This window comes from Magnetospirillum moscoviense (genome assembly GCF_001650635.1).
Taxonomy (GTDB): domain Bacteria; phylum Pseudomonadota; class Alphaproteobacteria; order Rhodospirillales; family Magnetospirillaceae; genus Magnetospirillum; species Magnetospirillum moscoviense.
Window position 1 is genome coordinate 1 of the sequence record NZ_LWQU01000126.1, and the last position, 14,005, is coordinate 14,005.

Below are 14,005 nucleotides of genomic sequence, written 5' to 3' on the forward strand. Positions count from 1 at the left end.
TCAATGGACGGCGGCAATAAGAAGCCGGTGTCGCGGTCAATCTGGCGGAAGTTGCTCATGCCGGGGGATATCCATCAACGGGCGATCTGTTGTGCCCACGATTCTGCCATGTCCCCGGCGTCAGGTTAAGTCCGACAGGCTGCTAGAGTCTTATGTTCGGCCCGTGCCGGGCCGCTCTGGCTCGTCGCGTGTTCACGCTTGGCGTGAAAACGCTCTAATCGAGACTGGGGGCCCGGTCCTGCCGGGGCACGAACCCATAAAGGATTCCCGCCACGCGGGAATAATCCGGAAGTGGGTCTGCGCACAATTTCGCCAACACCGCCCGGCGTCCGACATCGGTGACGCCGCAGACAAACCGCGAAGCCAGGAAGTCCTTGGCCAAGCCGTCGGCCAGCGTCCGGCTGGTCACCACATGGCGGACCTCGGCGCGTTCGACGTTTTCCTTGAACCGGGCGATCATCCGGGCCTCTTGTTCGCTGCCGACGGGCGGCGTGGTGTGGCCGGCCAGAACCACCATCGCCGGCAGCAGCGGCGCCTTGTCGGCGAACACGTAATAGTGATTGGGCATGCCCAGGACGAAGACGTTGCCGGGCACCGACCGCATGGCGGTGACGACATCGCGAATTTCTTCGGCCAGATGTGGGGCGTCGCGCACTGGAATCCAGCGGAGATAGCGGAACGCGTCAATGCCGACCGAACCGCGCGGCTGGGTTTCGCCCAGTTGCAGCTGAAGATCGAAGATCAGGCGCGGCTTGCCGACCACCCGCTGATATTCCTTGGCATCCATCGCCACGGTCGCCGTCAATGCCACCGCCAGCAGGCGCAAGGCGGTGGTGGCCGATTCTCCGTGAAGCGGCCCGGTGGCGCGGACCGCCGCGGCAATTGCGGCATGCAGAAGGGCGACCGCCGGGACCACCAGGGTCACATGGGCCGGCCACGGCTGGGCGATGGTGCTGAGATGGAACACCGTCACCGCCCAGAATGATACTCCCAGCAGCACCGGCAGGATCAGTCGGCGATAGCCCCGGCCACCGTCGAACAATTGGTCGCGCCGCAGCCACAGCAGGGCCACCCCCGCCGCCATCAGGCCGTAAAGCAGGTTGAAGGTTCCCAGATGGGTGTAGGTGGCCAGCTTGGAATAAGCGAAACTGCCCTCGCCGCCGACACGCCCCGACCCCGCCAGCAAGGGCAGCTTGACCGCGTAATAGCCCAGATTGGCCAGAAAGCCGGAATGGGCCAGTTCGATGAGCCCAAAGACGGCCGCCAGCACCAACACCGTGCCGAGGCCGGCCAGCAACGCGGCCAATCGCCCAGGACCGGTCAGGCCGAAGAACATCGCCAACAGCGGGATCGCGTACAGCACCGTCGGGTTGAGCTTCGACAGCAAGGTGGCGACGACGGCGAGCGTCACGCCGACATAGAGCGCGCCGACCCGGCCCGGCCGGTCGCTCTTCAAGGCGGCGGCCTGCAGCACCAGCGCCACCATCAGGAACAGGAAGCTGGGTTTGTCCGGGGTGCCGTAGCCGATCGGCGCGTAATAGGTTACGGCGGCGGCGGTGGCATAGACATAGGCCGCCACCGGGCCAAGGCCGAAATGCCGAAACAGGCGATAAGCCAGCACGGCGAAAAGACCGTTGGTCAATCCGGCATGAAGCGCGGAGACGTGCCAACCGGTACCGAACAGGCGCATGAAGCCGCCCTCGATCACCGCCGGCAACACCGCGTAGGACGAGCTCCAGTCGATGTACGGCCACAGGCCTTTGGCGACCATGTAGCCGCCGTAATAGACCGGGTCGCTGTCGAAGGTGAAGCCCGACAGGCCGTTATTCACCGTCAGGGCGACGGCGGCGGCGAACAGGGCCAGAAGGGCTGCCGCCCGCCCCAATCCGGCGACGGAAAGGCCGCCGCGCATCGACTAAAACGGCCCCTTGAACTGCACCTGATAGGCCAGCTTGGTCCGGTCGGGGCTGGGCGCCCAATCGGGCTGGTCGGGCCGGGCCAGTTTCCAGGCCGCCTGGGCGATGGTGCCGGGATTGGGATAGAACTCGGCCTCCAGCCACGGGCTGGTCGGGCAGGTGGTGGCGGCGAAGCCCATGCGCTGGACCCGGATGCCGGCCTCGGGGCCGACGCTTTCCAGCACGGCGGCGACGATTTCCGCCGAGGCACCGCACATTTCCCAGCCATTGTCGACCACCAGCAAGCGCTTGGTGCGCTTGGCCGATGCCGCGATGGTGTCGATGTCCAAGGGCTTCAGCCAGATCGGATCGATCACTTCCGCCTGCACGCCGGCCTCGGCCAGCAGTTCGGCGGCGCGAATGGCTTCCTGCGCCATGTTGGAAATGCCGACGATGGTGACGTCGTCGCCATGGGTGCAGATGCGCGCCTTGCCCGGCTCGACGGTGAAGGGGGCGGCCGGCACATCGGTCTCGGTGCCGTACAGTAGGCGATGTTCCATGAACACCACCGGATTGTCGTCGCGGATGGCGGCGATCATGCAGCCCTTGGCGTCGTGGGCGTTGCTGGGGGCGGCGACCTTCAGGCCGGGGACATGCATGAACATCGAATGCAGGCCCTGGCTGTGCTGGGCGCCCTGGCCCCACGATTTGCCGATCATCGAGCGCACCACCAGCGGCACCTTCACCTGTCCGCCCCACATGTAACTGGCCTTGGCGGCGATGTTGACCAACTGGTTCATGCACAGCAGCATGAAATCCATGCGGATATGGACGTGGATCGGCCGCATGCCGGCCATGGCGGCGCCGATGGCGATGCCGGTCATGGCATCTTCCGACAAGGGCGTGGTGAACACCCGGTCCGATCCGAACTTCTGCAAAAGGCCGCGGGTCGAACCCTGGATCGACTTGTGGTCATCGACGTCGAGACCGAACACGAAGACCCGCTCGTCGCGGTCCATCTCCTGCTCGACCGCCTCGCGCAGCGCGTCGACGTATTTCAGCGGGCGGGGGGCGTCAGGCGTAGACATCGGAAAACACTTCCTTGGCGGCGGGGATGGGGCTTTCCTCGGCGAAACGCACCGCGTCGGCGATTTCCGTCTCGATTTCGGAATCGATGCGGGCGCGGGCGGCGTCATCGACCATGGCGGCCAGACGCTCGACCTGATCGGTGCGCTTCCACGGCACCACCTCGTCTTCGAAGCGATAGCCCTGGTCGTAATCCTCGTTGGGGCCGACATGCTCGCGCCAGCGGTAGACCTTGGCCTCGATCAGGGCCGGGCCGCCGCCCTTGCGCATGCGGCGCACCACATCCTCGGCGATGCGGCGGATGGCGAAGACGTCGCCGTCATCGACACGATGCGCCGGCACCCCCAGCGATTCCGCCACCGAGCAGATCTCGTCCGGCTTGGCGCGGCGCTTGGCGATCGGCTCGTGGATGGCATAGCCGTTATTCTCGCAGATGAACAAGATCGGCAAGGCGTGCAGGGCGGCGAAGTTCAGCGTCTCGTAGAAGCAGCCTTCCTCCGAGGCGCCGTCGCCGAAGAACACCGCCACCACATGGCCGGCATGGGCGCGCTTGGCGGCCAGGGCATAGCCGGCGGCCACCGGAATCTGCGTCGCCACCACCGCCGACGAGCCCATCACCCCGGCCGAGACGTCGATGACATGCATCGAGCCGCCCTTGCCGCGGCAGCAGCCGGTGTCCTTGCCGTACATCTCGGCCATCATCGCCGGCATCGAGCCGCCCTTGGCCAGATACATGGCGTGGCTGCGGTACGAACCGCCGACCCAGTCGCCGGCGCCCAGCACGTCGCACACCGCGACCGACACCTGTTCCTGGCCGATGGCCAGATGGACCGGGCTCTTGATCTTGTCGGACGGATAGATCTCGGCCGTGACTTCCTCGAACCTGCGGATGCGCTTGAGCGACCGGTACAGGCGGGAGACATCGGCAGGGGACAGGTTGGGTTCGGTCACCGCGACACCTTGGCTGGACGTGGGTTTCGCCGCTATGATCAGCGGGCGACCAGCAAACTTCCCTGCCCTCTCGAACTTTGTCAAGCAAGGCGTCGAATGCCATGAGCGAACCTGCCCGTTACGTCGTTTACGACCTCGAATACACGTCGTGGCCGGGCTCGTGGGAGCGCGGCTGGACCGGCCCCGGTGAACATCGCGAGATCGTCCAGATCGGCGCGGTGCGGGTCGAGGCCGCCTTCCGTGAGCTGGAAAGTCTGTGCCTGCTGGTCCGGCCGCGTATCAATCCGACGCTCAGTTCCTATTTCGTCGAGCTGACCGGCATCAGCCAGGCCGCCCTGGACGGCGAGGGCGTTGACGTGGTGGATGCCCTGGAAGGCCTGCTGCGCTTCGCCGAGCCCGACCTGCCGCTGGTGGCCAATGGCGGCGACGCCCTGGTCATCGCCGAGAATTGCCGGCTGGCCGGCATCGCCAACCGCTTCCTTGGCCGGACCCACGACGTCTATCCGCACCTGCTGGCCGCCACCGGCCGGACCCATCTGTTCAGCGCCGACCTACCGAAATTGTTCGATCTCGACCCCTGCGGACGCGGCCACGACGCCTTGGCCGATGCCCGCGCCGTCGCCGGAGCCCTGGCCAAAGTACGCTTCCCGACTTGACGGCCCCGGCCGCACAAGGTGAAGTGACCGTAAACAAGGGCCGGAGGGTCGCGTGGAACGGGTTTTCATCACCGGCGGAGCCGGATATTGCGGTTCCCGCCTGGTTCCGCAGTTGCTGGCGCGCGGCCTGAAGGTCACCGTCTACGACATCCTTTATTTCGGGGATGCCGTCCTGCCCAAGGATCATCCCCACCTGACCGTGATCCGCGGCGATATCCGCGATGCGAAGGCCTTCGCCGCGGCCGTCGCCGGACATGACGCCGTGGTCAGTCTGGCCTGCATTTCCAACGATGCCAGTTTCGAGCTGGATGAACAGCTGTCCACCACCATCAACCTCGACGCCTTCGAACCGATGGTCAAGGCGGCCAAGGCGGCTGGGGTCAAGCGCTTCGTCTATGCCTCCTCCAGCTCGGTCTATGGCGTATCCGAGGCGCCCGACGTCACCGAGGACCATCCCCTGCTGCCGCTGACCCTGTACAACAAGTACAAGGGCCTGTGCGAGCCGATCCTCAATTCCTATGGCGACGACAATTTCACCGTGGTCACCTTCCGTCCGGCGACGGTCTGCGGCTATGCGTCGCGGCTGCGCCTGGACCTGTCGGTCAATATCCTGACCAACCACGCCGTGACCAACAACAAGATCACCGTGTTCGGCGGCAGCCAGTTGCGCCCCAATCTGCATATCCAGGATTACTGCGACGCCGTCGAGCTGCTGCTGACCGCGCCCCGCGACAAGGTGCACAGGAACGTCTTCAATATCGGCTTCCAGAACATGTCGATCATGGAGATCGCTCGGCTGGTCAAGCGCGTGGTCGAAGCCGAGTTCCCCGACAAGGCTCCCATCGATATCGTCACCACGCCGTCCGACGATATCCGCTCGTACCACATCAATTCCGACAAGGTTCGCCGCGAGTTTGGTTTCACGCCGCGTTTCACTATCGAGGACGCGGTTCGCGAGTTGTGCCAGGCCTTCCGCGACGGCAATATCCCGGACAGCATGACCGACGACTGGTACTACAATATCCGCACCATGAAGAAGTTGGCCGTCACATGAGCACACGCCCCCTGGCCGTCGTTACCGGCGGCGCCGGTTTCATCGGCAGCCACATGGTCGATCTGCTGGTCGACAAAGGTTTTCGCGTCCATGTCATCGACACCCTGGTGGGGGGGCGCGAGGCCAATCTGGCCCATCACGGCTCCGACGTGGTGCTGGACACCACCGACATCCGCGATCTTGAACCCAGCTCGCCGCTTTTTGCCGGCGCCCGCTTCGTCTTTCACTTCGCCGGCATCGGCGACATCGTCCCCAGCATGGAGATGCCGGTCGATTACATGACCGCCAACGTCATGGGCACGGTCAAGGTGCTGGAATGCGCCCGCGCCGCCGCGGTGGAAAAGCTGGTCTACGCCGCGTCATCGTCCTGTTACGGCTTGGCGGCGACCCCAACGCCCGAGGATCACCCGATCCGGCCGCAATATCCCTATGCCTTGTCGAAGAACATGGGCGAGCAGGCTTGCCTGCATTGGCATTCATGCTACCGCACGCCGGTCAATTCCATCCGCATCTTCAACGCCTACGGCACGCGCTCGCGGACGTCGGGGGCCTATGGCGCGGTTTTCGGGGTTTTCCTGAAACAGAAGCTGGCCGGCAAGCCGTTCACCGTGGTCGGAGACGGCACCCAGACCCGCGACTTCCTTTATGTCACCGATGTCGCCCGTGCGTTCTGGGCGGCCGCCGACACCGCCCTGACCGGGCAAGTGTGGAATGTCGGGGCCGGCAAGCCGCAATCGGTCAACCGTCTGGTGGAACTGCTGGGCGGCGAGGCCATTCATATCCCCAAGCGCCCCGGCGAGCCCGATTGCACCTGGGCCGATATCGGCAAGATCACCCGTGACCTGGGCTGGCAGCCGGAAATCAGCTTCGAGGAGGGCGTGGCCAAAGTCGTGGCCGCCATCGATTACTGGCGCGAGGCCCCGCTCTGGGACCCGGCCTCGATCTCGAAAGCGACCGAAACCTGGTTCAAATACCTGGGCTGATCAATCCAGCTCGAAGGCGTTCTTGTAATCGAGCTTCAGGGCCGGGTCCTGGTCTTCCTTCCTGAGGAAGCAATTGCCCACCGTCAGGACCTCGATCTCGCTGCCCATGAAGCAGCGGAAGGCGTCTTCCGGCGAGCACACGATCGGCTCGCCGCGCACGTTGAAGCTGGTATTGACCACCACCGGGCAGCCGGTCTTGCCCTTGAACGCCGAAATCAGCGCGTGGTAACGCGGATTGGTATCGGCATGCACCGTCTGGATGCGGGCCGAGTAATCGACATGGGTGATGGCCGGCAGGCTGGAGCGCGGCACGTTCAGCTTGTCGATGCCGAACAGGGCCTGTTCTTCCTGGGTCATGGCGCGGCGATGCTTTTCGGCCACCGGGGCGACCAGCAGCATGTAGGGCGAATCGCCGTCCAGCTCGAACCAATCGGCGACGTCCTCGCGCAGCACGCTGGGGGCGAATGGACGGAAGCTTTCGCGGTACTTCACCTTCAGATTCAGCACCTTCTGCATGGTCGGCGAACGGGGATCGCCCAGAATCGAGCGGCCGCCCAGGGCGCGCGGCCCGAATTCCATGCGGCCCTGCATCCAGCCCACCGCCTTTTCGTCGGCCAGGGCCTGCGCGGTCTGTTCGATCAATTGATCGTCGGAGAGCACGGTGAACTTGGCGCCGGCGGCGGTCAGGCGGGCCTCGATGTCGGCCTGCTCGAACACCGGGCCGAGATACGAGCCCTTCATGGCATCCTTGCCGCCGCCCGTTACCGTGCGCGGCTGGCCCTTGTGGATATGGTAGCCGGCCAAAGCCGCCCCCAGGGCGCCACCGGCATCGCCGGCCGCCGGCTGGATCCAGATATTGTCGAAGATGCCTTCGCGCAGCACCTTGCCGTTGGCGACGCAATTGAGCGCGACACCGCCGGCCAGGCACAGATTCTTGGCGCCGGTATCCTTGCGGATGGCGCGCGCCAGCTTCAGCACCACATGCTCGGTCACCGCCTGCACCGAGGCGGCGATATCCATGTGGAACTGGGTCAGCGGGTCCTTGTCGGCCTGGCGCACCTTCTGCCCGAACAGGCCAGCGAACTTGTCGTTGGTCATGGTCAGGCCGGTGCAATAGTCGAAATAGGACTGGTCCAGCCAGAAGCTGCCGTCATCCTTGACGTCGATGACCTTGTCGAGGATCAGCTGGGTGTATTTCGGCTCGCCGTAAGGAGCCAAGCCCATCACCTTGTATTCGCCGGAATTGACCTTGAAGCCGGTATAATAGGTGAAGGCCGAATAAAGCAGGCCCAGCGAGTGCGGGAAGTGCAGTTCCTTGTGGATTTCAAGGCGGTTGCCCGACCCGAAGGCCAGCGAGGTGGTGGTCCACTCGCCGACACCGTCCATGGTCAGCACGGCGGCGTCCTCGAACGGGCTGGGGAAGAAGGCCGACGCAGCGTGGCTCAGATGGTGCTCGGCGAACAGGAACTTGTTCATCCAGTCGAAATCGGGGTCGAACTTCTGGAAGTCCCGCCGCAGCATGTCCTTCTGGAACAGCTTTTCCTTCAGCCACACCGGAATGGCGGTCTTGAACGAGGTGAAGCCCTTCGGCGCGAAGGACATATAGGTTTCCAGCAAACGCTCGAACTTCAGGAACGGCTTGTCGTAGAAAACCACGTAATCGATGTCGCCCAGAGCACAGCCGGCCTCGGCCAGGCAATAGCGCACCGCATTCTCGGGGAAGCGGGCGTCGTGCTTCTTGCGGGTGAAGCGCTCTTCCTGGGCGGCGGCGACGATACGGCCATCCTCGATCAGCGCCGCCGCGCTGTCGTGATACAGCGCCGAAATGCCCAGAATCCGCACCGTTGGCCTCGCTTCTTTAGAACAGGGTGTAGATAAAGGGGGCGACCGCCGAGCCCTGGCTCAACACGATCAGACCGCCGAAGATCACCATCATCACCAGGATCGGCAGCAGCCAGTACTTCTTGCGGGCGCGCAGGAAGGCCCAGAGTTCGAGAAGAAAGCCCATCGGCGTCGGATCCTCTTAGAATTGGTTCTTCATGGTTTCGGGGGCCGGACCCGGGGGGGCGCGCTCGATCCAGTAGCTGGCGGCGGCCGGATCGCGCTTCAGGCGCATCGGGTCCTTGCCGGTGGCCCGCATCAGCAGACCGACCGGGGTGACGGTCACGAAGAACAGCAGGCCCATCACCAGGGGCGTGACGATATGGTGCAGCAGCATGCCGAACTTGAACCACAAAAGGTTCAAGGGCTTGAGCAGCCGCGGCGCCGCCAGCGCCGCGACCAGGAAGGCGACGGCCGCGCCAAGGGCCCACAGGCGGATCTCGCCGCCATCCTTCAACGGCCACAGCGCGATGATGGCGAACAGCACCGCGAAGACCAGTCCGAACGACCGTTCAGAGCCGATCTTGACCTCGGTCACTGCCGTGAAACTCTCGTGCGTTCCGCCCTTGGCCATGGGTCACCCTGCCTGTCTCGTGTGGCAGTCGTTACCATCAACGCAAGGGCAAAGCAACGCTTATGAGCTTCTGTTCAGCCGCCGGCTTCGGCCAGGGCGCGCAGTTGACGATTGATCACCGACAGCATTGACAGATCGACCTGCGGCGCCGCCCGCAGCTCGGCCAGCAGGCTATCGACCCGCTCGACCTCGGCCTGGTGACGGGTGGCCCAGGCCTCCAGCCCCTCGCCCTCGGCCAGCACGGCGTTGGCGATGCCCTGTTGGTGGCTGTAAAGCTCCTCGATGGCGGCGACGGCGGCCAGCTTGTCCCAGTGGCCACGCCCGCCAAGGCGCTGCGCCGACAGCCTGAGCCAGCCCAGGCCGAAGCGCGATCCGGCAGCGAAATAAACCTGCGCCGTCTCTTCCACATTCAGGCCGCGCCGGCCGGCGATGCGCACCACATCCAGCGCCGAGGCCAAGACGATCAGGCCGGCGACGCGGACGGCCACCGCTTCGGGCACCCCCTGGTCGACATAATCCTTGGTCCGGGCCGCCACCATTTCGGCGGTTTCCGGCGGCAAGGCCTGGCCACGGTGGGCATCGATGGCGGCGACACCAGGGGCGAACTCGGCGATCGCCGCACCGATCTCGAAGGGAGCCGGCACGTGGCGCAGCACCCAGGCGGTGGCCCGTTCCAACAGACGGTTGGCCTCGGTCAGCATGGCGATCTGAACCGAGGCGGGCGCCTGGCCGTCCAAGGCCTCGATGGCCCGCCACACCTCGCGCAGGCCATAGGCGTCGCGGGCGACGATATAGGCCCGGGCCACCTCGGCGGCGCCGAAGCCGGTGCGCTCCATCATGTCCAGCACGAAGCCGGCACCGACCCGGTTGATCATCGAATTGGTCACCGTGGTAGCGACGATCTCGCGCCGCAGCCGATGACGGGTGATTTCGTTGGCGAAACGGTCGCCCAGCGCGGTCGGGAAATAGCGGCGCAGATCGGCGGCCAGGAACGGATCGTCGGGCAGGTTCGAGCCCAGCACCGCGTCGTGCAGCCAGATCTTCGAATAGGCCAGCAGCACCGCCAGTTCAGGCCGCACCAATCCCTTGCGCCGGGCGGCCCGTTCGGTCAGCACGTCCTCGCCGGGCAGGAATTCCAGGGCGCGGTCCAGTCGGCCGGCCTTCTCCAGCAAGCGCATGAAGCGGCCCTGGCCGTCCAGCAGGTCGGGACCGTTGGCCTCCATCACGCTGATGGCCTGGGTCTGCAGGTAATTGTCGCGCAGGACCAGCGCGGCGACCTCGTCGGTCATCGACGACAGCAAGGCGTCGCGCTGTTTCGCCGTCAAGTCGCCGGCGGCGACCAGATCGTCCACCAGGATCTTGATGTTGACCTCGTGGTCCGAGGTATCGACGCCGGCCGAATTGTCGATGGCGTCGGTGTTGAGGCGGATGCCGGCCAGCGCCGCCTCGATACGGGCCTTTTGCGTCATGCCCAGATTGGCGCCCTCGCCCAGCACCTTGGCGCGCAGGTCGGACGCATTGACGCGAAGCTGGTCGTTGGCGCGATCGCCGACATCGGTGTTGGTTTCCTCGCGCGCCTTGACATAGGTGCCGATGCCACCGAAGAACAGCAGATCGACCTGGGCGCACAGCAGGATGCGAATCAGTTCGGCCGGTGTCACCGTTTTTGCTTCGATACCGAAACGAGCGGCCATGGCCGGGCTGACCGGAATCGACTTCGCCGCCCGCGAGAAGATGCCGCCACCGGTGGAAATGCGACTTTGGTCATAATCCGGCCAGGATTTGACCGCCTTGAACAGCCGTTCGCGCTCGGCGAAGGCGGCCGCCGGGTCGGGATCGGGGTCGATGAAGATGTGGGCGTGGTTAAAGGCCGCCACCAGCTTGATATGGGGCGAGCACAGCATGCCGTTGCCGAACACGTCGCCCGACATGTCGCCGACGCCGATGCAGGTGAAGTCCTGGGTCTGGGTGTCGATGCCGATCTCACGGAAATGGCGCTTCACCGCCTCCCAGGCGCCGCGCGCGGTGATGCCCATCGCCTTGTGGTCATAGCCCTTCGAGCCGCCGCTGGCGAAGGCGTCGCCCAGCCAGAAGCCGACTTCCAGGCTGATGGAGTTGGCGATGTCCGAGAAGGTGGCGGTGCCCTTGTCGGCGGCCACCACCAGATAGGGATCGTCGCCGTCGCGGCGCACCACCCGATCCGGCGCCATCACCGATCCGCCCTTCAAGGTATCGGTGACGTCCAGCAGACCGCGCATCATCGCCTGATAGCAGGCGATACCCTCGGCCAGCAGCGCCTCGCGCCCACCTTCGGCTGGCGGCTGCTTGACCACGAAGCCGCCCTTGGCCCCCACCGGCACGATCACCGCGTTCTTGACCATCTGCGCCTTCATCAGCCCCAGAATCTCGGTGCGGAAATCATCGCGCCGGTCCGACCAGCGGATGCCGCCGCGCGCCACCCGGCCGCCGCGCAGGTGAATCGCTTCGACACGCGGGGAATAGACCCAGATTTCCACCCATGGCCGCGGCGCCGGCAAATCGTCGATCGCCCGGCTGTCCAGCTTGAACGACACCCACGGCCGGTCGAGATAGAAATTGGTGCGAAGCGTGGCGCGGATCAGGTTGAGAAAGCGGCGCAAGATTCGGTCGTCGTCGGCGCTATCGACCTGATCCAGCAGGGCGGCGGTCTGGCTTTCGACGAAACAGGGGTCGCCGGCCCGATGATCCGGATCGAACAGGGCCTCGAACAAGGTGACCAGGCCGACGGTCTGGGCCGGGTTGGCCGCCAGGGCCCGCTCGATATTGGCCTGCGACAGACTATAGCCGGCCTGGCGCAGATATTTGGCATAGGCCCGCAAGATCACCACCTGGCGCCAGGCCAGGCCGGCGGTCAGCACCAGCCGGTTGAAGCCGTCGCTTTCCGCCTCGCCGCGCCAGATGCGGGCCAGCGCCTCTTCGAAGGCGGCGCCCCGGCCGGCAAGATCGAGTGCCGTGCCGTCGGCCGATTCCAGCTGGAAATCATGAATCCACACCGGACTGGCCTGGTCGGCGGCATGGATCTCGTGCGGGACCTCGGCGATGACGCGAAGGCCCATGGCCTCGAGGATCGGCAAGATATCCGACAGAGCCACCGTCTGGCCGCGGCGCAGCAGCTTGAGCCGGGCCTCGTGCTCGGCCGCCTCGACCGGCCGATAGAGGTTAAGACCGAGATCGGCCCCGGCCAGCACCGCCTCCAGCCGATCGATGTCGGCCACCGCCGCCAGGGCCGGATGGCGTTCGCGGTAGGAGGCGGCGAAGGCGTCGCGCCAGCGCCGTGCCAGTTTCAGGCCCTTGGCCTCGCCCTGGGCGGCGATCAGCGCATCCTGCAGCTGGTCGGCCCATGAGCGCGCCGCGTCGGCCAGGCGGCGCTCCAGGTCGGATTCGTCGATGTCCGGCACCTTGGTGCCGGGTTGGGTGCGGATCACCACATGCAGGCGCGCCAGCGGCCCGTCGGCGACCTGGGTGTAATAGGCGTCGAGGTGACCGCCATAGGCCTGTTCCAGCAGCCGGGTCACCGCCAGCCTGAGCGGCGTGTCGTAGCGGTCGCGCGGCAAGTACACCAGACACGAGACGAAACGGCCGAAATCGTCGGGCCGCACGAACAAGGCGACGCGCGGACGTTCCTGCAGATGCAGAATACCCAGCGCGATGCGATACAGGCGGTCCTCGCCGATCTGGAACAGCTCGTCGCGGGGATAGGTTTCCAGGATGTTGACCAGGGCCTTGGAATCGTGACTGAACGGCGCGAAGCCGGCTCGGGCCTGCACCTCGGCCACCCGCTTGCGCAGCAACGGAATGCTGGACGGGTTGCGGGTATAGGCCGCCGAGGTGAACAGGCCCAGAAAGGCGTGCAGCCCGACCACCTTGCCGGCCTTGTTGACCTGCTTCACCCCGATCACATCCATGTGGACCGGCCGGTGGACGGTGGCATGGCGCGTCGATTTGGTGACCATCAACAGGCCCGGCGCGGTCAGGAACGAGCGGATTTCGGCGGGCATCTGCGCCAGGGTGACGGTGTCATCGAACACGGTGACCTGAGAATCGCGCAAGATGCCCAGGCCGGCATCGGCATCGACCGTCACCTTGGGGGAGTCGCCTTCGCCGGAAAACACGAAGCGGCGATAGCCCAGGAAACTGAAATGATCGTCGTGCAACCAATCAAGGAAGGCCACCGTCTCGTCGGAATCCGCCCGGGTCTTGGCCAACTTGGCCACGTCTTCACTGGCGGCGCGGATCACGGCGCGCATCGGCTGCCAATCGACCACCGCCGCCCGCACGTCGGCCAGCACCTGACCCAGCCTCGCGGCCAGATCGGCATGCTGGCCCACCTCCTGCCGATCGACCAGGATGTGCATCACCGATTCGGCACGGCCGACGCCGTCGGCCAGGGAGCCCAATTCGACCAGACGGCCCGATTCGTCTCGACTTGCCGAAATCACCGGGTGAACCAGCAGGTGGATGGCGATGCCACGGCGGGCCAATTCCATGGCCACCGAATCCACCAGGAACGGCATGTCGTCGTTGACGATCTCGATGGCGGTGTGGGGCGAGGTCCAGCCGTGCTTTTCCAGATCGGGGTCGAACACCCGCAGGCGGGGCTGGCCGGGGGGGCGCTCTTTCAGGTGACCCAGCAGGCCGACGATCACCGCGAACAGGCGACCGGGCTCGGCTTCTTCGACATCGGCGGCTGGCAGGCCGGCCAGAAAGATCATGGCCAGCCGACTGGCGGCTTCCCCTCGGGCGGGGTCGAGCTTCTGCCGGGCCAGGCCATCCAGAGAGTCGGCCAGGCTCGATCGGTTGAGATCGCTGAAATGGGTCATGAAGCCCTCCCCTGCGGCGCGGGTCGGCGCGCGCGATGGTTCCCCCGACTCATTAGGGGACGATCG

10 protein-coding genes are annotated in these 14,005 nt (G+C 65.5%); 3 read left to right on the forward strand and 7 right to left on the reverse strand.

The annotated features are described in order from the left end of the window. Nucleotides 1-214: 214 nt before the first annotated feature. Genes A6A05_RS07220 through A6A05_RS07230 form a run of 3 tightly spaced genes read right to left on the reverse strand, consistent with a single transcriptional unit; the run spans nucleotide 215 to nucleotide 3,932 of the window. Complete coding sequence (locus A6A05_RS07220) at nucleotides 215-1,912, reverse strand: hypothetical protein (RefSeq protein ID WP_068498908.1); 1,698 nt, start codon at nucleotides 1,910-1,912, stop codon at nucleotides 215-217. A 3-nt stretch (nucleotides 1,913-1,915) separates the two neighbouring features. Continuing rightward, nucleotides 1,916-2,983, reverse strand: coding sequence for an alpha-ketoacid dehydrogenase subunit beta (locus A6A05_RS07225; protein ID WP_068498909.1), 1,068 nt, complete (start codon nucleotides 2,981-2,983; stop codon nucleotides 1,916-1,918). Beyond that, nucleotides 2,970-3,932, reverse strand: a complete 963-nt coding sequence (locus tag A6A05_RS07230; protein WP_245644220.1) for a thiamine pyrophosphate-dependent dehydrogenase E1 component subunit alpha — start codon at nucleotides 3,930-3,932, stop codon at nucleotides 2,970-2,972. Before A6A05_RS07230 ends, A6A05_RS07225 begins: the two co-directional genes overlap by 14 nt. 101 nt (nucleotides 3,933-4,033) lie before the next feature. Between A6A05_RS07230 and A6A05_RS07235 the strand changes: the two genes are divergently transcribed. The 3 genes from A6A05_RS07235 to A6A05_RS07245 are packed head-to-tail and all read left to right on the forward strand — an operon-like array spanning nucleotide 4,034 to nucleotide 6,625. Continuing rightward, nucleotides 4,034-4,588, forward strand: coding sequence for a 3'-5' exonuclease (locus A6A05_RS07235; RefSeq protein WP_068498911.1), 555 nt, complete (start codon nucleotides 4,034-4,036; stop codon nucleotides 4,586-4,588). Between the two features lie 52 nt (nucleotides 4,589-4,640). Continuing rightward, nucleotides 4,641-5,642 (forward strand): NAD-dependent epimerase/dehydratase family protein, encoded by a 1,002-nt coding sequence (locus A6A05_RS07240; RefSeq protein WP_068498913.1) that lies wholly within the window; start codon nucleotides 4,641-4,643, stop codon nucleotides 5,640-5,642. Continuing rightward, nucleotides 5,639-6,625, forward strand: coding sequence for an NAD-dependent epimerase/dehydratase family protein (locus A6A05_RS07245; RefSeq protein ID WP_068498916.1), 987 nt, complete (start codon nucleotides 5,639-5,641; stop codon nucleotides 6,623-6,625). The genes A6A05_RS07240 and A6A05_RS07245 overlap by 4 nt, the downstream gene beginning before the upstream one ends. Here A6A05_RS07245 and A6A05_RS07250 read toward each other — a convergent pair whose 3' ends face one another. From A6A05_RS07250 to A6A05_RS07260, 4 genes are all read right to left on the reverse strand, one after another. Then, on the reverse strand, nucleotides 6,626-8,467 hold the full coding sequence (locus tag A6A05_RS07250; RefSeq protein WP_068498918.1) for a carbamoyltransferase family protein: 1,842 nt from the start codon (nucleotides 8,465-8,467) through the stop codon (nucleotides 6,626-6,628). A gap of 16 nt (nucleotides 8,468-8,483) precedes the next feature. After that, complete coding sequence (locus A6A05_RS21275) at nucleotides 8,484-8,633, reverse strand: DUF5989 family protein (protein ID WP_172822216.1); 150 nt, start codon at nucleotides 8,631-8,633, stop codon at nucleotides 8,484-8,486. Between the two features lie 15 nt (nucleotides 8,634-8,648). Continuing rightward, a complete protein-coding gene (locus A6A05_RS07255; RefSeq protein ID WP_068498922.1) occupies nucleotides 8,649-9,080 on the reverse strand; it encodes an SxtJ family membrane protein in 432 nt (143 codons plus the stop codon). Between the two features lie 74 nt (nucleotides 9,081-9,154). Continuing rightward, a complete protein-coding gene (locus A6A05_RS07260) occupies nucleotides 9,155-13,939 on the reverse strand; it encodes an NAD-glutamate dehydrogenase (RefSeq protein WP_068498924.1) in 4,785 nt (1,594 codons plus the stop codon). Nucleotides 13,940-14,005: the final 66 nt, after the last annotated feature.